At 40.4% G+C, this 24255-nt stretch carries 24 protein-coding genes; 16 read left to right on the top strand and 8 right to left on the bottom strand.

Annotation, left to right across the window (positions count from 1 at the left end):
- Positions 1-45 precede the first annotated feature (45 nt).
- Entirely contained in the window at positions 46-921 is an 876-nt protein-coding gene (locus tag SB49_RS12970) for an aldo/keto reductase (protein ID WP_062057232.1), read from the bottom strand.
- A 158-nt stretch (positions 922-1079) separates the two neighbouring features.
- Here SB49_RS12970 and SB49_RS12965 point away from each other — a divergent pair, with 158 nt between their 5' ends.
- From SB49_RS12965 to SB49_RS12900, 14 genes are all read left to right on the top strand, one after another.
- Positions 1080-2081, top strand: coding sequence for an AAA family ATPase (locus SB49_RS12965; protein ID WP_062057230.1), 1002 nt, complete (start codon positions 1080-1082; stop codon positions 2079-2081).
- Positions 2082-2157: 76 nt separating this feature from the next.
- Complete coding sequence (locus SB49_RS12960; RefSeq protein WP_062057227.1) at positions 2158-3024, top strand: DUF58 domain-containing protein; 867 nt, start codon at positions 2158-2160, stop codon at positions 3022-3024.
- Between the two features lie 5 nt (positions 3025-3029).
- Positions 3030-4691 (top strand): BatD family protein, encoded by a 1662-nt coding sequence (locus SB49_RS12955; protein ID WP_062057225.1) that lies wholly within the window; start codon positions 3030-3032, stop codon positions 4689-4691.
- Positions 4691-5689 (top strand): vWA domain-containing protein, encoded by a 999-nt coding sequence (locus tag SB49_RS12950; protein ID WP_062057223.1) that lies wholly within the window; start codon positions 4691-4693, stop codon positions 5687-5689. The genes SB49_RS12955 and SB49_RS12950 overlap by 1 nt, the downstream gene beginning before the upstream one ends.
- Positions 5690-5691: 2 nt before the next feature.
- Entirely contained in the window at positions 5692-6738 is a 1047-nt protein-coding gene (locus tag SB49_RS12945; RefSeq protein ID WP_062057221.1) for a vWA domain-containing protein, read from the top strand.
- The gene (locus tag SB49_RS12940; protein ID WP_235537765.1) at positions 6719-7615 is read left to right on the top strand and encodes a tetratricopeptide repeat protein; all 897 of its coding nucleotides are present in this window, start codon (positions 6719-6721) and stop codon (positions 7613-7615) included. The genes SB49_RS12945 and SB49_RS12940 overlap by 20 nt, the downstream gene beginning before the upstream one ends.
- On the top strand, positions 7615-9402 hold the full coding sequence (locus SB49_RS12935; RefSeq protein WP_062057219.1) for a BatD family protein: 1788 nt from the start codon (positions 7615-7617) through the stop codon (positions 9400-9402). Before SB49_RS12940 ends, SB49_RS12935 begins: the two co-directional genes overlap by 1 nt.
- A gap of 3 nt (positions 9403-9405) precedes the next feature.
- The gene (locus SB49_RS12930) at positions 9406-10164 is read left to right on the top strand and encodes a tetratricopeptide repeat protein (RefSeq protein ID WP_062057217.1); all 759 of its coding nucleotides are present in this window, start codon (positions 9406-9408) and stop codon (positions 10162-10164) included.
- Positions 10165-10212: 48 nt separating this feature from the next.
- Positions 10213-10515 carry a hypothetical protein gene (locus tag SB49_RS12925; RefSeq protein ID WP_062057216.1) on the top strand — a complete coding sequence of 101 codons (303 nt, stop codon included), beginning with the start codon at positions 10213-10215 and terminating at the stop codon, positions 10513-10515.
- 69 nt (positions 10516-10584) lie between these two features.
- Positions 10585-12162 carry a SulP family inorganic anion transporter gene (locus SB49_RS12920; protein WP_062057215.1) on the top strand — a complete coding sequence of 526 codons (1578 nt, stop codon included), beginning with the start codon at positions 10585-10587 and terminating at the stop codon, positions 12160-12162.
- Between the two features lie 19 nt (positions 12163-12181).
- On the top strand, positions 12182-12820 hold the full coding sequence (can, locus tag SB49_RS12915) for a carbonate dehydratase (RefSeq protein ID WP_062057214.1): 639 nt from the start codon (positions 12182-12184) through the stop codon (positions 12818-12820).
- 195 nt (positions 12821-13015) lie between these two features.
- A complete protein-coding gene (locus SB49_RS12910) occupies positions 13016-14881 on the top strand; it encodes a SulP family inorganic anion transporter (protein ID WP_062057213.1) in 1866 nt (621 codons plus the stop codon).
- Between the two features lie 209 nt (positions 14882-15090).
- Entirely contained in the window at positions 15091-16110 is a 1020-nt protein-coding gene (pheS, locus tag SB49_RS12905) for a phenylalanine--tRNA ligase subunit alpha (RefSeq protein ID WP_062057212.1), read from the top strand.
- A gap of 62 nt (positions 16111-16172) precedes the next feature.
- Positions 16173-16568 (top strand): hypothetical protein, encoded by a 396-nt coding sequence (locus SB49_RS12900; RefSeq protein ID WP_062057211.1) that lies wholly within the window; start codon positions 16173-16175, stop codon positions 16566-16568.
- On the opposite strand, the gene SB49_RS12895 is transcribed toward SB49_RS12900, so the two are convergent.
- The 3 genes from SB49_RS12895 to SB49_RS12885 are packed head-to-tail and all read right to left on the bottom strand — an operon-like array spanning position 16569 to position 18216.
- Positions 16569-17069, bottom strand: a complete 501-nt coding sequence (locus tag SB49_RS12895; RefSeq protein WP_062057210.1) for a YciI family protein — start codon at positions 17067-17069, stop codon at positions 16569-16571. It abuts the gene before it with no gap.
- Positions 17057-17530 (bottom strand): CYTH domain-containing protein, encoded by a 474-nt coding sequence (locus tag SB49_RS12890; RefSeq protein WP_062057208.1) that lies wholly within the window; start codon positions 17528-17530, stop codon positions 17057-17059. Before SB49_RS12890 ends, SB49_RS12895 begins: the two co-directional genes overlap by 13 nt.
- Before the next feature lie 17 nt (positions 17531-17547).
- Positions 17548-18216 (bottom strand): NAD(P)H-binding protein, encoded by a 669-nt coding sequence (locus SB49_RS12885; RefSeq protein WP_062057207.1) that lies wholly within the window; start codon positions 18214-18216, stop codon positions 17548-17550.
- 28 nt (positions 18217-18244) lie between these two features.
- Here SB49_RS12885 and dinB point away from each other — a divergent pair, with 28 nt between their 5' ends.
- Entirely contained in the window at positions 18245-19342 is a 1098-nt protein-coding gene (dinB, locus tag SB49_RS12880; protein WP_062057205.1) for a DNA polymerase IV, read from the top strand.
- A 300-nt stretch (positions 19343-19642) separates the two neighbouring features.
- A complete protein-coding gene (locus SB49_RS12875) occupies positions 19643-20155 on the top strand; it encodes a PAS domain-containing protein (protein WP_062057203.1) in 513 nt (170 codons plus the stop codon).
- A gap of 69 nt (positions 20156-20224) precedes the next feature.
- Here the strand turns inward: SB49_RS12875 and pyk are convergent, their stop codons facing one another.
- From pyk to fabF, 4 genes are all read right to left on the bottom strand, one after another.
- Positions 20225-21661 carry a pyruvate kinase gene (gene pyk / locus SB49_RS12870; RefSeq protein WP_062057201.1) on the bottom strand — a complete coding sequence of 479 codons (1437 nt, stop codon included), beginning with the start codon at positions 21659-21661 and terminating at the stop codon, positions 20225-20227.
- Positions 21662-21665: 4 nt separating this feature from the next.
- A complete protein-coding gene (locus SB49_RS12865; protein ID WP_062057199.1) occupies positions 21666-22130 on the bottom strand; it encodes an IPExxxVDY family protein in 465 nt (154 codons plus the stop codon).
- Between the two features lie 106 nt (positions 22131-22236).
- Positions 22237-22977 (bottom strand): ribonuclease III, encoded by a 741-nt coding sequence (rnc, locus tag SB49_RS12860; RefSeq protein WP_062057197.1) that lies wholly within the window; start codon positions 22975-22977, stop codon positions 22237-22239.
- Between the two features lie 7 nt (positions 22978-22984).
- Positions 22985-24235 (bottom strand): beta-ketoacyl-ACP synthase II, encoded by a 1251-nt coding sequence (fabF, locus tag SB49_RS12855; RefSeq protein ID WP_062057195.1) that lies wholly within the window; start codon positions 24233-24235, stop codon positions 22985-22987.
- Positions 24236-24255 lie beyond the last annotated feature (20 nt).

The following is a 24255-nucleotide window of genomic DNA, read 5'->3' as shown; positions in this document are numbered from 1 at the left end:
AAATTTTCTTGAATCATTTCCCTCTAGGTGTTTAATGATTGCACCCTATGGTACAACATGGCCTTGACTTGCCGCCAACAGTTCAAACCAGTCCTCGAGCTCCAATTTAATGGAGGTAGCCTCTATGGAATCTTTGAGTCGCTTAGGGTTAGTGGTCCCAACTACCGGGTGTATCATTGCAGGGTGCTGTAGTAACCAGGCCAAAAGCAATTGACTTTCATCTGCTTTATATTTTCTTTGATACTCCGCTAAAACCTTTTTTATCCGTTTTGTCTGTTCTCCATCTTCCCTAAAGTAATTCCCTAGAGGACTCCAAGCCATTCCAAAACGTTTATTGGCCAAAATATCATCCAAGGTCCCATCGTACATAACCGCATCTGCGGTCAATGAAAATTCTACTTGGTTGCCCATGACAGGGATAGCCGTTTCCAATAATGCAATCTGCGAAGGGGTAAAATTGGACACTCCAAAATCCCTGATTTTACCTTCTTTTCGCAATTGAAATATCGCTTCTGCCACTTCCTCTGGTTGCAGTAAAGGACTGGGTCTGTGCAATAAAAATAGATCTAAGTAATCGGTTTTTAATTTTTGCAAGGATTGTTCAGCAGACCATATAATGTATTCTTTGGAATAGTTGTAGTGCTTAATTTTATTGTCCCTGGTTTTGCCCGTATGCTGTATCCCACATTTGCTGATGAGCTCTATGCTGCCTCTATCAATTTTACTTTGACTCAAAGCGGTACCAAATTCGATTTCGTTGGTATAATCGCCATAGATGTCGGCATGGTCAAAAGTGGATATCCCATTGTCGATACAATGCTGCATCAAATCGATCATTTCCTTGGTGGAAAGTTGCTTTCCCCAACTTCCCCATGTCATAGTACCAGCTATGATTTTTGAATAATTCGTAGTTTTCTCCATAGGTTGGTGAATTTAGAAAATAAATCCCTTAAATACTTCATAAAAATAAGGGGTTTACCCAACTTTTAACCAATCATTAACAACCATTAAATAAATAAATCTTCAATTTGCATGAGAATTTAATGTAATTATCGTCAGGGTTTTAATAAAACTATTTTATGGAAGAAAATACGACTGTTGATATCAGTGCTGTGAATGAGAAGATTGCAAAAGAAAGTGCTTTTATAGACCTTTTAATGATGGAGATGGACAAAGTCATCGTCGGTCAAAAATACATGGTGGAAAGGTTGCTCATAGGTCTTTTGGGCCAGGGACATATCCTATTGGAAGGTGTTCCCGGATTGGCAAAAACATTGGCGATCAATACTCTATCCAAAGCCGTACATGGTAGTTTCAGCAGAATACAGTTTACTCCAGATTTACTGCCTGCCGATGTGGTCGGAACCATGATCTACAACATGAAGCTCAATGATTTTTCTATAAAGAAAGGTCCAATTTTCGCCAATTTTGTGTTGGCTGATGAAATAAACCGTGCTCCGGCAAAAGTACAATCGGCCCTCCTGGAGGCCATGCAGGAAAAGCAAGTCACCATTGGTGATGAAACTTTTATTCTTGACAAACCATTCTTGGTAATGGCCACGCAAAACCCAGTGGAACAAGAAGGAACCTATCCGCTACCCGAAGCACAAGTTGACCGTTTTATGCTAAAGACCGTCATAGACTATCCAAAAATAAAGGAAGAGCAATTGATCATGCGTCAAAATCTTAATGGTGCGTATGAAAAAGTAAATCCTGTAGTATCCATAGAACAGATATTACGAGCACAGAACGCGGTTAGGGAAGTCTACATGGATGAAAAAATTGAAAAGTATATTTTGGATATCGTTTTTGCAACGCGTTATCCAGAAAAGTACAATCTTGAAGATCTAAAACCCCTCATAAGTTTTGGAGCGTCTCCCAGAGGGAGTATCAACTTGGCAAATGCCGCCAAATGTTATGCCTTCATTAAAAAGAGAGGATATGTTGTGCCAGAAGATGTTAGAGCGGTAGTTCACGATGTTCTAAGGCACAGGATTGGTATTACTTATGAAGCGGAAGCAGAAAATGTAACCTCTGTGGATATCATCAATAAAATAGTAAATGAGATAGAAGTGCCTTAGCGCCTTGTTCCTAGTTTCTTGTTTGAAACTGTAAACTGGAACCGTCCATCTTTTGGACAAAACCCTAATTAGGCCAATGGATACTAAAGAATTACTCAAAAAAGTTCGTAAAATTGAGATAAAGACACGGCGTCTTTCCGATCATATATTCGGAGGGGAATACCACTCTACCTTCAAAGGTAGGGGAATGACGTTCAGTGAAGTAAGGCAATATCAGTTTGGTGACGATGTGAGGTCTATTGATTGGAACGTTACTGCCCGGTATAACGAGCCGTACGTAAAAGTTTTTGAAGAGGAAAGGGAGCTTACCATGATGCTCATGGTGGATGTAAGCGGTTCTGAACTTTTTGGAACTTCCAACCAATTCAAAAAAGAAATTGTTACCGAAATCTCTGCCACCCTTGCTTTTTCTGCATTACAAAACAACGATAAGGTGGGCCTAATCCTTTTTTCTGATGAAATTGAATTGTTCATACCACCAAAAAAAGGAAAAACACACGTTTTACGAATCATCAGGGAACTCTTGGAATTTAAGCCTAAAAGCAATAAGACAGACCTAGCAGAAGCCCTAAAGTTTTTAACCAACGTCATGAAAAAGAAGGCAATCGTTTTTGTCCTTTCGGATTTTATTGATGATGATTACCAACAGACCATCAGAATCACTGGAAAAAAACACGACGTCACGGGTATCCGTGTTTATGATGAGCGGGAAGAATCAATTCCCAATCTAGGAATGGTGCAAATGCAAGATGCCGAGACCGGAGAAATACGCCTCATAAATACCCAATCCAAAGCTGTGAGAACTGCCTACGGTAAATTCCACAAGGAACGGGTAAATTATTTTGAGGACGTCTTTACCAAATCTGGCTGCGGGGTGTTGAGTTGCAGGGTGGATGAAAGTTATGTGAAGAAATTATTGGGCTATTTTAAGCGAAGGGGATAAAACGAATGGAAAACAATAGATTAAAAATTACTTCATTTTGTAAGGATATGGCTTTTAGGGCGTGCATTGTCCTGTTGCTGCTCCAATGCGGGATGGGGTTTTCCCAAACCACTTCCTCGGTATCTTCAGAAATAGATACGACCAGTATTAAAATTGGGGAACAGATAAGATTTAAGATTAAGGTTGAAGCCGATAGTACAGCCCAAATCGTATTCCCTGAAGGTCAGACTTTTTCACCCATGGAAATGGTGGAGGCCATTTCAACGGATACCTTGCGAAAACTGGATAGGATTACCCTTCAAAAAATTTATGCACTTACCCAATTCGATTCAGGAACCTACACCATACCCAGACAACAAGTTGTCATTAACGGTCAGAACTTCTTTACAGATTCTGTTAAAATAGCTGTTACCACTGTTCCCGTGGACACACTGACTCAAAAGATGTACGACATCAAACCATTTCTTGAGGTAGAGAAAAGCAATTTTGATCTGTGGAAAAAAGTCTTATGGATATTGTTGGGCTTGGTTATTTTGGGCGCATTGGCGTATTGGTTCCTGATTAGGAAAAAACCACTTTCGGAAGAAGAAAAAGTGGCCCTTTTGCCCCCATATGATCGCGCTTTATTGGAATTGAGGAGACTTGAAAACTCAAAATATATCATTCAGGACGAATACAAGCAGTATTATTCTGAACTAACGGATATAGTCCGCTCCTATTTGGAAGAGGACGTTCATGTGTCCGCTTTGGAGAGCACAACAGATCAATTAATAGAAAAACTAGAATTACTGAAGGATGCAGGGGAACTAAAATTGGACGACGATACCATCGATCAGTTTAAAAAGGTACTGCAAACGGCAGATTTGGTGAAATTCGCAAAATCGAAACCTGAAACATCCGTAGCTGAACAGGATCGAAGAGTCATAGAACAGATCGTAATCAAGACCAAAGAGGCCTTACCTGAACCGGATGAGGAAGACCTGCTCCAGGATGAAAAATATTTAGAGGAACTTTCCCGTAAAAAACAGAAGAAAAAATGGCTTATGGCAGCCGCAGTAACCGTTGGAGTCGTTTTCCTTTCCACCTTGGTTGCCGTCGCTTATTATGGCTGGAAACCTGTTAAGGATACCGTCATGGGGCACCCCACCAAGGAATTACTGGAAGGTGATTGGCTGAACAGCACCTATGGTTATCCTCCAATTAGTTTGGAGACGCCCAGCGTTTTAATAAGACAGGACATAAAATTACCCCCTGAGGTTAAAGCGAGCGTTAAAGAGGCCCAAGTTTTCGCTTTTAGTGATCCAGAAGCCCTTTTCTCTATTGGGGTAAGCTCTACCACGTTCTCCTCTCAAGAAACGGAACCTGATTTTCAAAATTCAGTGGAGCAGGTACTAAAAAGTTTTGAAGCCAAGGGCGCCAAAAACATCACCACTAAACAAGAGGAGTTCAAAACCATATCCGGGACATTGGGTGTCAAAGTTTATGGAAGCGGCAAATTCACCCTCCCCCAATCCAATGAAGTGGTAAATGGAAATTATGCCATCATCATTTTTGGAGGGAAAGGATTTGAACAACAAATTATTCTCAATTGGCTTGAGGATGATGGATATGCAGAAAATATTGTGGATAGGATTACCCATTCCATTGAAGTAAAAACAGGAGCTTAATGTTAGAGAATATACAATTTGCAAACCCTAATTTCTTCTGGTTGCTATTATTGCTGCCGGTAGCGGCGCTGTGGTATTTCTTTAAGAGAAAAGAAGAAGCAGCTTCCCTAAAAATATCGAGCATCAAAGGGTTTTCAAGTGACAGTATCCTGGCCAAGTTGAAACCCGCCCTCTTTGTACTGCGTCTCTTGGCCTTGGCTGCCATCATTACGGCATTGGCGAGACCGCAGACCGAAGATATTTCGTCCAGAACCAAAACAACCAAGGGGATAGATATCGTCATGGCCATTGACGTATCCTCAAGTATGTTGGCAAGGGACCTTAAACCAAATCGACTTTCTGCGCTTAAAGATGTTGCGGCCGACTTTATACGTAAGCGTCCAAACGATCGTATCGGATTGGTAGTCTATGCCGGCGAAAGTTTCACCCAGACCCCTATAACCAGTGACAAGAACATCGTCCTAAATGCCCTAAGGGATATTACATACGGACAACTTAATGATGGAACGGCAATAGGAATGGGACTGGCCACTTCGGTGAATAGGCTAAAGGAAAGCAAGGCAAAGAGCAAAATAATTATCCTATTGACAGATGGAGTGAACAACTCAGGTTTTATTGAGCCCCAAACAGCAGCAGAACTTGCCGTGGAATTTGGCATAAAGACCTATACGATAGGCCTGGGCACCAATGGCAATGCCCTATCCCCAATAGCCTACAACCCCGACGGTACTTTCCGATATGGGATGAGACAGGTAGAAATTGACGAGAAACTATTGAAGGAAATCGCCGATGCAACCGGAGGTCAATATTTTAGGGCCACCAACAATAGCAAGCTAGAGGCTATTTATGAAGAAATCAATAAACTTGAAAAAACTGAGGTAGAGGAATTCAAATATTACAAATACGAAGAAAAATTTAGGTCGTTCGTACTTTTGGCAGGAGTTTTACTCTTGTTGGAATGGCTACTTAGAAATACATTATTTAGGAGTTTTATATAGTTATGGTCCAGTTAGACGAAAAAATTTATTTTTATCTGTTGCTCATTATCCCAATAATGATCGTCATTTTTGTGGCCCTACAAATCTGGAAAAAAAGGACACAACGGAAATTTGCAGACTTGGCCCTGTTAAAAAGGTTGACCCCTAATAAGTCCAGTTTTAAGTCTACCTTAAAATTAGCTTTTCTTCTGGTAGGCCTCTCATTTTTGATATTGGGCCTTGTCAATCCAAAAATAGGGACCAAATTGGAAACGGTAAAGAGAGAGGGTGTGGATATTGTATTCGCCCTTGATGTTTCTAAGAGTATGCTCGCCGAGGACATCGCTCCCAACAGGTTGGAAAAAGCAAAACGTTTGGTATCCGAGATCATCAATCAATTGGGAAGCGACCGTATCGGCATCATCGCTTATGCCGGACAAGCTTTTCCGCAATTACCGATTACGACCGACTATGGTGCCGCTAAAATGTTCTTACAGAGCATGAATACCGATATGCTCTCCTCACAAGGTACCGCCATTAATGAAGCTATTAACTTGGCGACCACCTATTATGACGATGAGGAACAGACGAATAGGGTTTTATTTATCATTTCAGATGGGGAAGACCATTCTGAAGGCACCACCTTAGAGGCGGTGGAGACAGCAGTAGATAAAGGTATCCGTATTTTTACAGTTGGGGTAGGACAGAGCAAGGGTGCGCCAATTCCGATCAAGAGAAATGGTGTGGTCCAGAGTCTAAAAAAAGACGCACAGGGTGAAGTGGTCATAACCAAATTGAACGAAGAAATTCTTAAAGAGATTGCCAACGAAGGAAATGGAGAGTATATTAACGGCTCCAATACCGATGCTGCGATAGAATTCATTAAAGAGCAATTGAACCAAATAGACAAAACAGAATTTGAAGCCAAGCAATTTGCAGAGTATAAAGATCAATTCCAATGGTTTTTAGGAATAGGTCTATTCTTCCTGTTCATGGATATTTTCTTTTTGGAAAGAAAAACCAAATGGCTTAAAAAATTGAACTTATTTAATGAAAATGAAGATGCCTAAGATTTATACAACATACCTGATTTTCTTAATGGGGTGCTTTGCTTTCGGCCAAGTGGCAGACAAAGAGCTGGAAAAAGATAAGGATAAAGCTCTAAGAACCTCCAAAAATTTAACATGGGAGGCGAATAAGGAACTTTCCCAAGACAATTTTGTAACCGCTGAGGCCAATTACAGGAAAGCCATCGCCATAAGCGATGAAAATGCTGTTGCTCCCTACAATTTGGGGAATGCCTACTATGAAAAAGAGACTTACAATGAGGCTTTTTCACGTTTTAAGCAGGCTGGGGAAATGGCAACGGACAAGAAAGAAAAACACAGTGCCTATCACAATATGGGCAATGTCTTTATGAAAAGTAAAGAATATGAAAAGGCTGTGGAAGCCTACAAACAGGCTTTGCGAAACAACCCCAACGACGAAGAGACCCGTTATAATCTTGCTCTTGCAAAAGAAATGCTGAAAAAACAACAAGACGAAGACAAGAAGAACGACAAAAATCAGGATAAGAAAGACGAAGAGGACAAGAAGGACAAGAACCAAGACGATAAAAAAGACGGCGAAAACAACAAGGACGACAAAGGGGATCAGAAAGACGATAAAAACAAGGACAAGGGAGACGAAGGGGATAAAGGAGACCAAGAGAAAGAAGAAAATAAAAAAGGTGAGGGTGATAATAAGGAAGAACAAAAAAACAAACCAGAATCCGGAAATGACCCTAGTGACCAGAAAGAACAACAGCAACCACGCCCCAACCAACTTTCTCCCCAACAGGTGAAAAACCTTTTGGAAGCCATGCAAAATGAAGAAAAAAAGGTGAAAGAAAAAATAGATGCCCAAAAGGCCAAGGGTGTTAAAGTCAAAAATGAAAAAGATTGGTAATGAATAGATCTGTTAAACATTTTGTGGCCCTGGCCACTCTCTTGTTTTTTGCCTTCCTAGCTAAGGCACAGGACTCTGGCGCCATTACCTTTGAGGCGAAACTCAGTAAAGAACAATTGGGCATCAACGAGCGGCTAAGAATTGATTTTACCATGAACAAGGATGGCGATAATTTTAACCCTCCCAATTTTGAGGGCTTCAATGTTGTCATGGGCCCGTCACAATCTATTAGTTCTTCATGGGTTAATGGAGTCCGTAGCTATTCCAAAACCTATTCATACATACTCATGCCAACGGCAAGAGGTAAATTTACCATCAACCAAGCTACTATAGTAATAGATGGCAAGACCTATAAATCCCTTCCTCTAGAAGTGGAGGTAACCGCAGCTGTTGAACGCCCCGGAGAGGAGGCTAGTGCCGATGCAGTGGCAGATGATAATTTGCATTTGGTTGCCGAAGTTTCCAAGACAGGCCCCTATTTAAATGAGGCCATAAGCGTGGTCTATAAACTTTTTGTTAGCCCTTCCATAAACGTATCTAACTTTAGGGCATTGGATAACCCGAAATACAACAATTTCTGGAGTCAAGAGATGCCCGTAACCAAGTACAGCGTTCAAAATGGTGTTTATGAGGGAAAATCATATAGATACGTCATTTTAAAACGGGTGGTCCTATATCCCCAAAAAACAGGGGAATTGGAAATAGAACCTTTATCCCTTGAAGTTACTGTGGATGTTCCCACCAACAAACGCGATTTCTTTGGCGGGAAAGTATACACCTCTACCAATATCACGGTTTCTGCAGGGCGGAGAAACATTATGGTCAAAGAGCTTCCTACAGAAGGAAAGCCGAATAATTTTAGTGGGGCCGTCGGAAATTTCAATTTTTCTGTTACCACCACAAAAACCGAATTAAACGCCTCAGAATCTCTTCAGGCCAAGGTAGAAGTAAGTGGAAAGGGAAATTTAAAATTGTTCCAATTGCCAGAACTGAGCCTTCCAAGTGCTCTTGAGGTATACGAGCCAGAATTCAATGAAGGGATCCGCACCACCACAGAAGGTATGGAAGGGTCGGTGAGTAACAATTATACGATTGTCCCTTCTTTCAAGGGAAAATATCCTATACCCAGTATTGCTTTTAGTTATTTTGATCCGGAAACTGAAAAATACAGAAGTTTAAATTCAGCTGAAATCATGGTGAATGTGATTGATGGCCCCAATAGCGCCTCTGCAAACACCACCAATCCTGCTACCTTTAGCAACCAAAAAAGTGTGGTTGTGACTGGGGATCAATTTAATTTCATCAAAACAAAGCCGGGCTTAAAATCTGTGACTGCCAATTCCTTCTTTGGCTCAACCTATTTCTACATTTGGTTGCTATTACCAATTCTACTGATTCCCATTGCTATTGTTTTTGGTAAAAAGAGAGAGGCAATCGCCAGTGATCTAGTGGGCAATAAAATTAAAAAAGCCAATAAATTGGCCAGGAAATATTTATCTGCTGCAAAAAAGACCTTGGGTGATAAGGATGCATTTTATATCGCTCTTGAAAAAGCACTGCACAATTACCTCAAGGCAAAATTAAAAATCGAAACCTCTGAATTCAGCAAAGACAAGATTGAAGCCCTTTTGGCCAAAAAAGATATTGAGGAAGGTTCAATTCAGGATTTTATTTCCCTCTTGAAGAATTGTGAACTCGCACGCTATAGTCCTTTTTCTGAAGTCCAGATGCAAGATGATTATAACAAGGCCAGTGAGGTCATATCACAAATGGATAAACAGTTATAAGCTATGAGAAAGATTATTTTTCTGATTATCACCATGATTTCCTTTTGGGGAGGAGCCCAAAACAAAGTGTTATTTGATGAGGCCACCAAGGCCTATAATGAGGGAAAGTACAATGAGGCCATTGAAAATTATAATAAAATTCTCGACAATGGTGAACATTCAGCAGCGCTCTACTTTAATTTAGGAAACGCCTATTACAAATTAAACAAGGTTGCCCCTAGTATTTATTATTATGAAAAATCGCTCTTATTAGATCCATCAGACAATGAAGTAAAGAACAACTTAAGCTTTGCAAGAAACATGACACTGGATGCCATTGAGCAAATGCCGGAAACTGGAATTGGTAAGGTTTTTAGTGAAATTACCGGGTTTTTATCTTTTGATCAATGGGCAGTTACTGCCATAATTTTCATGTTGCTCTTTGTTTTCGGTTACATTGCGTTTTATTACCTGAGCTATTCCTCCCAAAAAAGAGTTGCTTTTATCGGCAGCATGGCATCTTTGGTTATTTCCCTCATAGCCGTGCTTATTGCGTATCTGGAATATACCAGTTACCGCTCTGAGCAGCCTGCCATTGTATTTAAAAACGAGGTCATCGTAAAATCCGAGCCCAATAATAGAAGTCAAGAAACCTTTAGGATCCACGAAGGGACAAAAGTATTTGTTCTGGACACCTTGAGCGATTGGAACAAAATAAAATTGGCAGATGGTAAAACGGGTTGGCTACCTTCGACCAACATCAAATTGTTAAAGGATTTTTAAAATTTTAACACTCTATGTATTTGATCCTTTTATCTTTGTAAGTGAGATATGAGGAAAACCCAATACATCATTCGTATTACGATGTTGGCCCTATGGCTTTTTACCTGTATAGGTCAACCTATCATTACCATTGTTGATGATGGAAAACCTCTTGTGACCAATAATATTAATGAAGAAGAACAAAAGCAGGAAAAAAAAAATAATGAAGAGGAAAAAATTATTTCTAAGAGCCTCACCGATTTCCTCTTTGTCTCCAATTTAGAAATACTATTCAATACTTACAACTATCAATTGGGCCAATCCGATTGCATAAAGCAAATAGTGCTTCCTCCTCCTGAAGAATCGATTTAGACACCCCTTAAATTTTATTATTAACCCATCTGTCCCCTAATTCAATAGGGGAAATAATTCTTTAATCATATGTTTAAAAATTTGAAGCATGACCTTCCCGCAAGTGTCGTTGTATTTTTTGTAGCGCTGCCCTTATGTTTGGGTATTGCTTTAGCCAGTGGAGCCCCTTTATTCTCAGGAGTAATTGCGGGTATTGTTGGTGGAATCGTTGTGGGTGGTATTAGCGGTTCCTCCCTAGGGGTCAGCGGACCTGCCGCAGGTTTGGCCGTAATTGTATTATCTGCTATTACATCCTTGGGAAGCTATGAGAACTTTTTGGTCGCTGTGGTCATTGGAGGTGCCTTACAACTGTTACTGGGCGTTTTAAAAGCCGGTATAATCGGCTATTATTTTCCTTCAGCCGTGATAAAAGGAATGCTGGCAGCCATTGGAATTATAATTCTTTTAAAACAGATTCCACATGCGTTCGGATATGACTCTGATTACGAAGGTGATCTGGATTTCTTCCAGACCGATGGAAGCACTACTTTTTCTGCTTTAGGCCGCATGTTTGATTTTATATCCCCAGGAGCCATCATTGTGGCTAGCGTTTCGCTGCTTATCTTACTGTCCTGGGAAAAAATATTGGCAAAAAAACATGCCTTTTTCTCCATTGTCCCTGGACCCTTGGTAGCTGTTGCATTTGGTATAATTTACCAGATGAGTTTGCCCATTTCTTCCGAATATGCCATATCAGCCAACCATTTGGTGAGCGTCCCCATTCCTGAGGACATAAATATGTTTTTGGGGCAGTTTACATTTCCCAACTTTGGTGTCGCCCTGAATCCGGAAGTATGGATTGCTGGAATTACCATCGCTATTGTAGCCAGTTTAGAAACACTCCTATCTGTAGAGGCAACGGATAAATTGGATCCTGCAAAAAGAACCACTCCTACCAACAGAGAGCTGTTTGCCCAAGGTACTGGAAACATCATTTCAGGACTTATTGGAGGATTGCCCATTACACAAGTAATCGTAAGAAGCTCAGCAAATGTACAATCTGGTGGGAAATCTAAATTATCTACCATTATTCACGGTGGCTTCCTATTGCTTGCCGTTCTATTAATCCCTACATTACTGAACAAAATCCCGTTAGCCGTATTGGCAGCTGTTTTGATTATTGTAGGTTACAAATTGGCAAAACCTGCCCTGTTCAAACAAATGTTCTATTTGGGCAAAACACAATTCGTACCGTTTATAGTTACCGTTATAGGCGTAGTTTTTACGGATTTATTAATGGGAATCGGTCTTGGTCTAGCTGTTGGCATAACCACCATTTTGATTCAGAACTACAAAAACTCTCATTTTCTGCATATCTTGGAAAGTGATGGGGATGACCATCGCGTTCAGATGACCCTCTCCGAAGAGATTTCGTTCTTAAACAAGGGCGCTATTTTAAGGGAGTTGAACAGCCTCCCAAAGAATACAAAATTGGTCCTGGATGTGCGCAAAACAGTTCGGCTGCATTATGATATCCTAGAAATACTAGATGAGTTTGCCTTTAGAGCTAAGAGTAAAAATATCGACATTAAATTAATTTCTAACCGAGGTGAAGTAGACAACCCAGATAGTTTCAAAGATTATTTCGGGGTGGCTATACCATCTTAATCTTATTAAAAATATAGTTATGAGCAGCGATTTTTATAAAAGTTTAATTGAAAACAACAAGGCGTGGGTAAAGAGTAAATTGGATTTGGATCCTGAATTCTTCCAAAAACTCTCCAAAGGCCAAAGCCCACCACTCTTATGGATCGGGTGTGCGGATAGTCGCGTTCCAGCCAATGAAATAGTGGGAGCACAGCCTGGTGAAGTATTCGTGCACAGGAACATTGCGAATATGGTATTGCACACAGATATGAACATGCTAAGTGTGTTGGATTATGCTGTTAACGTTTTAAAGGTACAACACGTCATCGTATGCGGTCATTATGGTTGTGGGGGTGTAAAAGCAGCAATGGGCAACCAATCTATAGGTCTCATTGATAACTGGGTAAGACACATCAAAGATGTGTATCGCCTGCACAAAGATGAGCTCGATGCTATTAAAGACGAAACAACACGCTTTGACAAGTTTGTAGAGTTAAACGTGAAGGAACAGGTTTTTGATCTTGCTAAAACCTCTATCGTTCAAAATGCTTGGAAAAGTGGGCAAAAATTAGACCTACATGGCTGGGTTTATGGTCTTAGCACAGGTATTGTCAAAGACCTAGGGGTAACCGTTGCGAATGATTCCCATTTGGATTCGGTATACCAATTGAATTTTTAATTCCGTTTATTCATATTTTTTTAAAAGGTCAATGGTTTCCATTGGCCTTTTTTTTTGGTCATACCTCCCTAGCCTGAAAAATGCTGCATTTTTTCCCTTGGCACAACCTAATTCTTGAACTTATTGTTGCTCAATGGGTTAGCTGTAATTATAAAACATAGCTTATACCCTAATTTTATTTAATATATTAGGCTTATGAAAAACCTATTTTACAATTTAAAGGGAGATCTTTTTGGAGGTATTACAGCAGGAATTGTTGCCCTTCCACTGGCACTTGCTTTTGGGGTAAGCTCGGGAATGGGCCCAAGTGCAGGTTTGTACGGAGCAATATTTATTGGTTTTTTCGCTTCACTTTTTGGAGGAACCAACACCCAAATTTCTGGACCAACGGCTCCGATGACCGCAGTGAGCATGATTATCGTTGCCAGCATTGTGGCCAACAATGACGGAAACTTGGAGAAGGCCCTGCCGGCTATTTTGACTGTTTTCCTTTTGGCAGGGGTCATACAAGTTGGCTTGGGAGTTTTAGGACTGGGAGAATATATCAAATACATTCCTTACCCTGTAGTTTCAGGATTTATGACCGCCATCGGGGTTATAATTCTCATAACCCAAATTTTGCCGGCATTGGGCTATTACCCTAGGGAGGATATGAAGTATGTCAATAAGTTTAAACCACAAGCGGAAGAACTTATTTTGGAAAATATATTAAAAGAAGAGGCAGAAGAGGGTATTTTAGTTTTAGAAGACTTTAAAGAAACCATTGAACGTGCCGAAAAAATTTCTGACCAGGACATTATGGAAGAATCAAAAACCCTGGCAGCCAGAGAGGCTTCAGGGGTAATGGGGGCGTTAAGGGTATTGCCAAATGCCATGCGCAATATCAACTGGCTAGAGCTCATATTGACCTTATCCACTATCCTAATTATCTATGGTTTTAAACGCATCACCACCGCAATCCCTAGCACACTAGTTGCCTTATTGATAGTTTCTGGTATCGCCTATGGTTCGGGAATAGAATATCGCCCTATAGAGAAGATCCCTAGTGGACTGCCCATCCCCAACCTGGGGATATTTACCAATTTTAATTTGGAGGCTATCACGCCATATCTCTTCACCGCTTTCACCCTTGCACTGCTTGGAGCTATAGATTCCCTTTTGACTTCAGTGGTCGCCGACAACATGACCAAGACCAAACACGAGCCCAATAAGGAGCTGGTAGGCCAAGGAATCGGCAATAGTATCGCCGCTGTTTTCGGCGGAATACCTGGGGCCGGCGCCACCATTAGGACAGTGGTCAACATAAGTTCCGGAGGCAAAACAAAGCTTTCCGGAATGTTCGCAGCCATTCTGCTTCTGGTCATTCTCCTGGCCATGGGCCCCATAGCCTCCCAAATACCGGCAGCCGTATTGGCAGGGATATTAATCACGGTTGGTATTGGCGTTATGGATTACAAAGGCCTCAAGGCCATCCCCAGCCTTCCAAAGGATCTAAAAGTAGGCCCCTTGAAATTGAGCTCGGAGGTTATGGTAATGCTAATCGTCCTTGTATTGTCCACCTTATGGAACTTGGTATATGCTGTGGGCATTGGTTTGATCATTGCCTCCCTGATGTTCATGAAAAAAATGGGGGATCTAACTGCAGAAAGATCCAACGTTAAAACATTGTCGAAGGAAAAAGCGTGGGCTGATGAAGATAATTTTCCAAAAGAATTATTGGAAAAAGTATTTATCAAACATATTAAAGGTCCATTGTTCTTTGGATCCACCAACGATTTTCAGCAATTGGCCAAACAAATACCAAATTCGGCCTCTACGGTAATCATCAGGATGGGAAGAATGCACTATATGGACCAATCCGGTCTTTACGCCATGGAAGATGTGCTGGTAGATCTAAAAAAAGAAAATATAAATGTGCTCTTGGTCAACGTTCTAAAACAACCAAGGTATATGATGGAACGCATTGATATTATCCCTGATTTAATTCCTAAAGAGCACATTTTCAAATCATTTGATGATTGTATTGCCTTTATAAAAAACAACAACAACAATAATATTTAAACAAACTTGCTCGATTATGCTATATGTACTGTAATAAAAGTTTTAAATTTGCCTGCCCAAGCAAACGGCTTGCATCGGGATTATTTTAGAACTAAAATTACAATCACTAGTTGCTCTGTGTTCCGTTTGACCGTTTATTAAGAAATAGGACGAACACATTGCAATCGGTAATGCGAGACCATTAATCTCCATAAGCCATTAGAAAAACCATGATAGATCAACTGAAGCAACATATTTCGGAAGTAGAAAAATTTTCTTCCGACAACCTAGAAGCAATTGAAGCTTTCCGTATCCAATATTTAGGGAAAAAGGGTATCTTGAACCATTTCTTTGCAGAGTTCAAAAATGTGCCCAACGACCAGAAAAAAGAATTTGGACAGGTTGTGAACCAACTTAAAAATGCCGCCACCGACAAGGTCAATTCCCTAAAAGAACTCCTCGAAAATAGCGTTATGGAAACGGGTATTTACGGTGACCTTACAAGACCAGGTGAGCCTATTGAGCTTGGGGCCAGACATCCCATATCCATTGTTAAAAATCAAATAATCGATATCTTTTCGAGAATTGGATTCAACGTTTCCGAAGGACCTGAAATTGAAGATGACTGGCACAACTTTACCGCCCTGAACCTCCCTGAATACCACCCGGCGAGGGATATGCAGGATACGTTCTTCGTACAGACCAATCCTGATATCCTATTACGCACCCATACCTCTTCGGTACAGGTTAGATACATGGAGAACAACAAACCGCCCATTAGGACCATTTCACCTGGTAGAGTCTATAGGAACGAAGCCATTTCTGCCCGTTCCCATTGTTTTTTTCACCAGGTTGAAGGACTTTATATAGACAAAGACGTCTCCTTTGCGGACTTAAAACAAACCCTTCAATTCTTTACCACAGAACTTTTTGGGAAGTCTAAAATACGCCTGAGACCCTCTTATTTCCCTTTTACCGAACCTAGTGCAGAGGTAGATGTCTATTGGGGATTGGAAACAGAGACCGATTATAAAATGACCAAAGGAACAGGTTGGCTAGAAATTATGGGTTGCGGTATGGTAGATCCCAATGTGTTGAAAAACTGTGGAATTGACCCTAACGAGTATTCAGGATTCGCTTTTGGAATGGGTATCGACAGGATTGCACTTTTATTGCACCAAATTTCAGACATTCGTTTGCTTAGTGAGAACGACATTCGCTTCCTGGAGCAATTTAAAAGCTCCTTTTAATGCTCGTAAATACGTAAGTATGTTTTTCAATCCTCCTTTATATTAATTCGCTACACCAATCGATGAAAAAAGATATCGAAATCCCCATTGCCAAAGAAGTTTTTGTGGCAATTGTACACGAATGGAACGAGGAATTCCTCTCCAAGGACTGGAACGCCTACATCATTAATAATAGAAACACCCCAATAGACATGGTTCTTATCGTATCCAAAGGACATGATAAGGATAAGAAAACCTCTACCATGAGACATGGTATTGGCTTAGTGGGTGCCAAATCCTATGAAAAAATAGAAATGGTCCAAGAAGATGTATTGGCGTTGGACAATGAATTTTTTGTCACATTTTTTGCCGATGATAAATTATATGAACGGCGATACAACTTTGATAGAAATACCGTGAACGAACAAAACCTCATCAACATTCCAATTATCGATAAAGAAGGGGTCTTGGCAAAATAATTATCTCAGGGAGAATCCTTTTGCTGCCCACCAGGGGTGTAATTCTATTGCCAATCTGCCCGCAGCAACCATTGGGTCCAAGTGGGCAAGACTGTCCGCTATTTGAAGCGTTGGTACGTTATAGATCGTAATACCACGTATTTCTCCCTCGTCCCCAAATGGTCCTGAGATATCTGCATATCCCAATTCATACATTCTTCCTAAGTGTTCCAAATGTAATTTTTGCAAACTGTCTGCCTCCTTTTCACTTTGTCCCCTGTTGGGTCCTGTCTTTAAAAAAGCAATAAAGTACTGCTGCATCAATACCGTATCCTTGGTTTTCTCATCTATATAATCAAAGGTTTGAAATCCTTTAGCATCCAATTGCTTTTTAATTTGGGAAATGGAAGGCTTATCAACATCCAACCCATTGTCCTTTGGAGCCAAAGGTTCCTTCAGATCTTTGCAGGAAACTACAAACGCCATTAAGACCAAGGTCCCCCATAGTTTTAGTGCTGCCATTTTTTATACGGATTTTTACTTAATTGTGCATTGTAATATTGGGGCTGCCCTGTGACTTCTTCCCCTAACCAAGAAGGCTTTTCATAGCTTTCATCCTCATCTGTCAATTCAATCTCCGCCACCACAAGCCCTTCATTTTCTCCAAAAAACTCGTCAATTTCGAATAAGTGTTCGCCTACTTGTACTTCATACCTCATTTTATCTATGGCCCCTGGCTCTGCCAGTTTAAGCAAGGCCTCTGCCTCTTTGACCGGTATTTCCCTCTCCCATTCAAAACGTGTCGTACCATTTTCGCTCCCCATTCCCTTAACGGTCAGATATCCCTGGTCCTCCTTCACCCTTATTCTAACAGTTCTAAAAGGATCGGTATTTAAAAAGCCTTGGACTATTCTATTTTTTTTATGCGCCTCCTTCTTATAATCATTGGAGACCACTAAAAATTTACGCTCTATTTCTATCATTAATTCTCTCTAAGCAGCTATTTATTTCCAATTATTTGTATCTCGTCAGATTCAATTCTTGTTTTATCATATTCATGGTTGGCCAACCAGACCATGGCCTTTGCTATAGTCTCGGGCTCAATAGATCGATACTTCTCCAACGGACCTACCAGTAGTAAATTGAACAGTCCGAACAATTGTTTAAAAATCCATTCTCCTACCCTTTTTTCCTCTCTTTTTCCGCCAATGAGAGAAGGTTGCATTAGGTGTGTTTTGGGAATATTATAGTTCAATACATCCCGCTCCATTTCACCTTTTACACGGTTATAAAATATAGAACTATTGACATTTGCGCCTAAGGCTGATACCAGGACAATAGTGGAGATGCCATTTTTTTTACAAAGTTTTGCGGCGCTCACCGGGACGCCGCAATCTATCTTTTTATAGATTTCTTTGTTTGGGGTCTTTGATTTGGTGGTCCCTATACAGCAGAACACCTCATCTGCCCTGAATTTATCGGCGTGTGTCTCCAATTCCAAAAGATCGATCAAATATTCTTCCAACTTCGGATGTGTGTGGCCCACTGTGGATCTCGAAAAAAGAATTACCTTTTTATAGTGATCATTTGATAAGAGCAAATTAAGTAAATACCCCCCCGTTAAGCCGGTAGCTCCCAGAATAATTGCCGTTTTATCTTTTGTTTTCATCCAGATAAATATAGCTTAATTTTGTACTATGTCCTATGATTTCCCATTGCGAAAAATAATCCATGTAGATATGGATGCCTTCTACGCTTCCGTGGAGCAGTTGGACAATCCGGAGCTAAAGGGCAAACCCGTAGCCGTTGGTGGCGGGGAAACAAGGGGGGTAGTGGCCGCTGCGAGTTATGAGGCCAGAAAATATGGCGTCCGCAGTGCCATGAGCGGCTATCTTGCCAAGAAGCAATGCCCCGATCTTATCTTTGTGAAACCCCGATTCGCGAGATATAAAGAAATCTCCCAAAAAATAAGAACCATCTTTTTGGACTACACAGATCTTGTGGAACCACTGTCCCTGGACGAGGCATATCTGGACGTAACGGTCAATAAAAAAGGAAACCCCTCAGCCACACTGATTGCACAGGAAATCAGACAACGAATCTATGATGAATTAAAGCTGTATGCTTCTGCCGGTATTTCCATCAATAAATTTATCGCCAAAATTGCAAGTGATATCAACAAGCCAAACGGTCAAAAAACCGTAAATCCCGAAGAAGTAATCTCCTTTCTGGAAGGCCTGGAAATAAGAAAATTTTATGGGGTAGGTAAGGTAACAGCAGATAAAATGTACAGTTTGGGTATCTTTACGGGGTTGGACCTCAAAACCAAATCCCTGGACTTTCTGGAAGAACATTTTGGGAAAAGTGGGACCTTCTATTACAACGTTGTTCGGGGTGTACATCTCAGCCCTGTAAAGCCCAACAGAATCCCAAAATCGGTCGGAGCAGAGCGGACATTTAATGAAAATTTGAGTAGTGAAATCTTTATGCTGGAACGTTTGGACAACATTGCCAAAGAGCTCGAAAAAAGATTGAAAAAATCCAATATCGCAGGGAAGACAATTACTTTAAAAATTAAGTTCAGTGATTTCTCTTTACAAACCAGAAGCAAAACCCTGCCATTTTTTGTTGCTGACCATTCGCTTATATTGGAAACCACAAAAGAACTGCTGTATCAAGAAAAATTAGAAAATTCCGTTAGGCTACTGGGTATTTCGCTGTCAAATCTGAACACTGAAAAAAAAGCAAGACTAGAGAATGAGGTGATTTCCATACAACTTCAGTTTGACTTTTAAGCCCAAACTCAAAACAAATCTATCTTCTATATTCAACCGAGCACACTTAAATAACCCCTGAAACCTTCAATATTACCGTACTTACAGCACTATTCTGTTGAATATTTAAGGTTGCAAACGGATTTAAAATGTTCATTTATTAAACAAATTTGTTAATCAGGCCCTAAAATTTTCCAACAAGTAAAACTTTTTCTAATTTCGATCTAAAATTCTCAAACCCAATCTTTTAATTCTATGGCCCCCCACCAAAGAAATTTTAATTAAAGGAGGTTGAATTGCTATAAGATTAATGATATTACAATGAAACACTACGAAAATGCAATCTCTAAATTCCATAGGTCTCTTGAACTTAATCCCATCCCCCTGCTTTCCTGGGATTTTTCTCTGACAAACTTTGGCAATTACTGTAAATACCAAAATGACATTGACACCTTAGATGCTATTGCAAAAAACAACAGCTGGGCTTTACAGCCTGAGTTTAAGAAGGAATTACAAGAAAAGGAACAAATTATTGTAGTTACGGATGCTACGCTTAAAATTGTACATGCCACCAAAAATATATTTGACATGAACGGTTATACCTTGAACGAAATTGTTGGAAAAAGACCTAAAATGTTCCAAGGTAAGGATACTGATAAAAATACAATAGCAGCTATTTCTGAGGCCGTAAAAAACCAATTACCTTTTGAAGCCCGTGTTTTAAATTACAGAAAAAATGGAAGTGAATATTGGTGTGACATAAAAGCCCAGCCACTTTTTGACCAAAATGGAAAGATGGTCAACTTCATCGCCTATGAGCGGGAGGTTGCCTAATACAATTTTAAAAAAAATAAAAGCCCCAACTAATAATAGTTGGGGCTTTCTTATATAAGATAATACAGCTTAGAGCGCTTCTATCTCCGATACCCTTAAGGTATTTACCATCCCTTTATCCTTAATCGGCATGGCAGCCAAACTAATTAGCATGTCTCCAGGTTCCAAAAAGCCCTTTTCAACAGCAAGTCTGTTGACATCTTCAATAGTTTCATCTGTTGAAACGTATTTGTCATAATAAAATGCCTTAACACCCCATAAAAGGTTTAACTGGGTTAAAATTCTTTTGTTGGAAGTAAAAACCAAAATATGTGCGCTAGGTCTCCAAGCTGATATTTGAAAGGCAGTATATCCACTATTCGTCAAGGTTGAAATTGCCTTGGCCTTGATCTCATTGGCCATTAAGGAGGCATGATAACAAATGGACTTGGTAATATATCTCTTGGTACGGATCTGTGGCGGATCTTGAGGTACCTTAATTAGATTGGATCCTTCAACACTTTTCAGGATACTGGTCATTTTTTCAATTACCTGTACAGGATAATTACCAACAGAAGTTTCCCCTGATAGCATTACTGCATCGGCACCATCCATAACTGAATTGGCAACATCGTTTACTTCGGCTCTAGTAGGCGTGAGACTGGTTATCATCGTCTCCATCATCTGCGTAGCAATAATCACGGGGATCCTTGCTTTTTTAGCCTTTAAAACCAATTGCTTTTGAATTAAAGGAACTTCATGTGCAGGAACTTCCACACCCAAATCTCCCCTGGCAACCATTAACCCATCACAATAGGCAACGATCTTATCTATATTTTCAACAGCCTCTGGCTTTTCAATTTTAGCAATGATGGGTATTTTTACATCGGAATGTTCCGCGATCAAATTTTGAAGATCAATTAAATCTTGGCTAAAGCGAACAAATGAAAGAGCAATCCAATCTACCTTTTCCTTAACGGCAAAAATGGCATCCTTAATATCCTTTTCTGTCAAGGCAGGTAGGGAAATATTCGTGTTTGGAAGGTTTACCCCTTTCTTTGATTTCAATGGACCACCTTGAATCACTTTGGCGCGAACCTCATCCTTTCTATTGGTCGTCATCACTTCAAACATCAACTTTCCGTCGTCCAATAATATATTTTCTCCCGGATTAACATCTTGGGGAAAAGTGCTGTAGTTCATGTATACCCTTTCCGCATTCCCTTCAAAAGGTTTTCCTGTTACAAAGGTAATCTCATCTCCTGGCGCTACCACTACTTCTCCTGCCATTACACCAACCCTAAGTTTTGGGCCTTGTAAATCACCTAAAATAGAAGTATTGGTTCCCATCTCATCATTTAGTTCACGGATCATTTTAATACGTTCCGAAACATCCTTATAATCTGCATGGGAGAAATTAATCCTAAAGACGTCTACCCCAGCCTCGATCATTTTTCTCAGCACCTCTTTCTTGCTAGTGGCAGGCCCTAGGGTTGCGACTATCTTTGTCTTCTTGTTGCTTGGCATTGTTTTAAAATATTAAATTATTTTTTGATTTTAGTTTTTTGTTATCCACGGTATAAGCAGTGATTACCTTAGGAATCTTCAAGATCTCCCTTACAATTGTTTCGCAATCACCTACCTCATCCATATCTACCTTTAAAAAGTAATCCACATCCCTGTATTCGGGCACCAGGTAATGGGTCCTGTAGGAGGGCTCATTCCCAAATAGGTCTTCTTGACCTAAATTTTCTTCCTTAATACTGTAATTTGTTATGAGTGTCCAAATGGCATCATGTGCAATGTCTTTCCATTCGAATATAGGGAAAGAAATGTCTTTGGAAATATCCAAATCGTCTTTAGACCTTTTTAGTTTTGATTTAAGACACATATTTAGGGCGTAAACCAATGCGTGATCTTCCAAACTACTGTGCAATGCGATCAATGTATACGAATCCTCAAAAAAGTCTTCGGAAATTTTATGTATGGCCGCCATAACTTGTATGCAAAACGTAAATATAGGATTTATAACGCAAGAAACATAACCCTCCAAAAGGTTTAAGAGCCTTTAAATCAACGAAAACGATTGAGTTGGGGTAGATTTATTCGGTTTTATCAATTTTGTTCTGTAATGCAAAATACGCCCTCTTGGAAGCCCTTTCCTCTGCCTTTTTTTTAGAGGTTGCTCTAGCTTTGGCAACAACATTGTTCCCGATGGTGAGCTTAACAGCAAAATGTTTTAGGACATCCTTGCCTGTATCCTCATATACGTTGTAATTAAAGGTCTTTTTCTGTTTTTGGCACCATTCTATGACCAAGCTCTTATAGCTGATAACCTTACCCTCCAGTTGTTCTATATCCACATATGGGATAATCACCCTGGAATTGATAAATTTTTCACAGTATTTATACCCTCTATCCAAATAAATAGCCCCTACCAAAGCCTCAAAAACATTCCCATGGATATTGTCCCCAAAGTGGGATCTTGGAATTCTGCTTTCCACAAAATCAATAAGGTTTAGGTCCTTTCCCAACTCGTTCAAATGTTCCCTACTTACAATCTTTGAGCGCATTTTGGTAAGGTATCCCTCGTCTCCTTCCGGAACTTCATTGTAGAGGTAACGTGATATTATGGTGCCGAGCATGGCATCCCCCAAGAATTCTAGTCGCTCATAGTTCATAGGGTTCCCCTTGGCGTCTTTTACGTTAGCGGAGCGGTGAAGAAATGCCTTTTTGTAGATGTCTAATTTCTTGGGCTTAAATCCAAGTATTCTAGTCATTCCCCCAAAAAAATCCCCATCCTCTTTAGGATGGGAATTGAATATATTGGAAGGAAAATTCATTCGCTATTTAACTTATTTTTTTAAAAACAACGCAGGCGTTATGTCCGCCAAAGCCAAACGTATTGCTCATTGCCACATTTACCTCTCTCTTCTGGGCCTTGTTTAACGTAAGGTTCAGGTTAGGGTCAATATTCTCATCTACCGTAGTGTGGTTGATGGTTGGTGGCACCAAACTGTGTTTCATTGCCAATATGGAGGCAATGGCCTCTATGGCCCCGGCGGCTCCCAAGAGGTGGCCGGTCATAGACTTGGTAGAATTAATATTTATATTTTTTGCATGTGCGCCAAATACCTTGGTAATAGCTTTCAACTCTGCCACATCCCCCAAGGGAGTGGATGTACCATGGGTATTGATTGCATCAACATCTTCCGGCTTTAGGCCGGCATCACGTAAACAGTTTTCCATAACGCGAACTACCCCAATACCATCTGGGTGTGGTGCAGTCATATGGTATGCGTCACTGGACATCCCACCACCTACAATTTCTGCATATATATTTGCTCCCCTTGCCTTGGCATGTTCGTACTCTTCAAGAATCAAGGCTCCAGCGCCTTCACCCAGCACAAAACCATCCCTCGTGGCATCAAATGGCCTAGAGGCGGTTTCAGGGCTTTCATTTAAGGTAGACAGGGCATGCATAGCATTAAACCCTCCCATTCCTGCAATGGTTACAGCTGCTTCACTACCACCGGTGACAATAACATCACAATGGCCCAAACGGATATAGTTCAGGGCATCGATCATGGCATTGGCCGAGGAGGCACAAGCTGAGACCGTTGTATAGTTGGGTCCCATAAAACCATGCTTTATGGATATATTTCCAGGAGCAATATCGGCGATCATCTTTGGGATAAAGAACGGATTGAACCTTGGGGTACCATCTCCAGCGGCAAAATTCATCACTTCGTTCTGAAATGTTTCCAAGCCTCCTATTCCTGCTCCCCAAATTACGCCTACACGAAATTTGTCTATCTTATCAAGATCTAATCCGGAATCTACTATTGCTTCGTCAGAAGAAACCAAGGCATACTGCGCAAACCTATCAAGTTTACGGGCCTCTTTTCTATCGAAGTAGTCTTCCGCATTGAAATTCTTTAGTTCACAAGCAAATTTTGTCTTGAATTTTTCAGTATCGTAATATGTAATTGGTGCACTACCGCTCTTCCCGCTTTTTAAGCCTTCCCAATATTCCTGAATATTATTGCCTATGGGGGTTAACGCTCCCAATCCAGTAACCACAACTCGTTTTAATTGCATTGAACCAATTTTTATTTTAG

Source organism: Sediminicola sp. YIK13 (assembly GCF_001430825.1).
Lineage (GTDB): Bacteria > Bacteroidota > Bacteroidia > Flavobacteriales > Flavobacteriaceae > Sediminicola.
The sequence above is the reverse complement of the archived record's forward strand: the minus strand, read 5'-3'. Positions and strand labels throughout refer to the sequence as shown.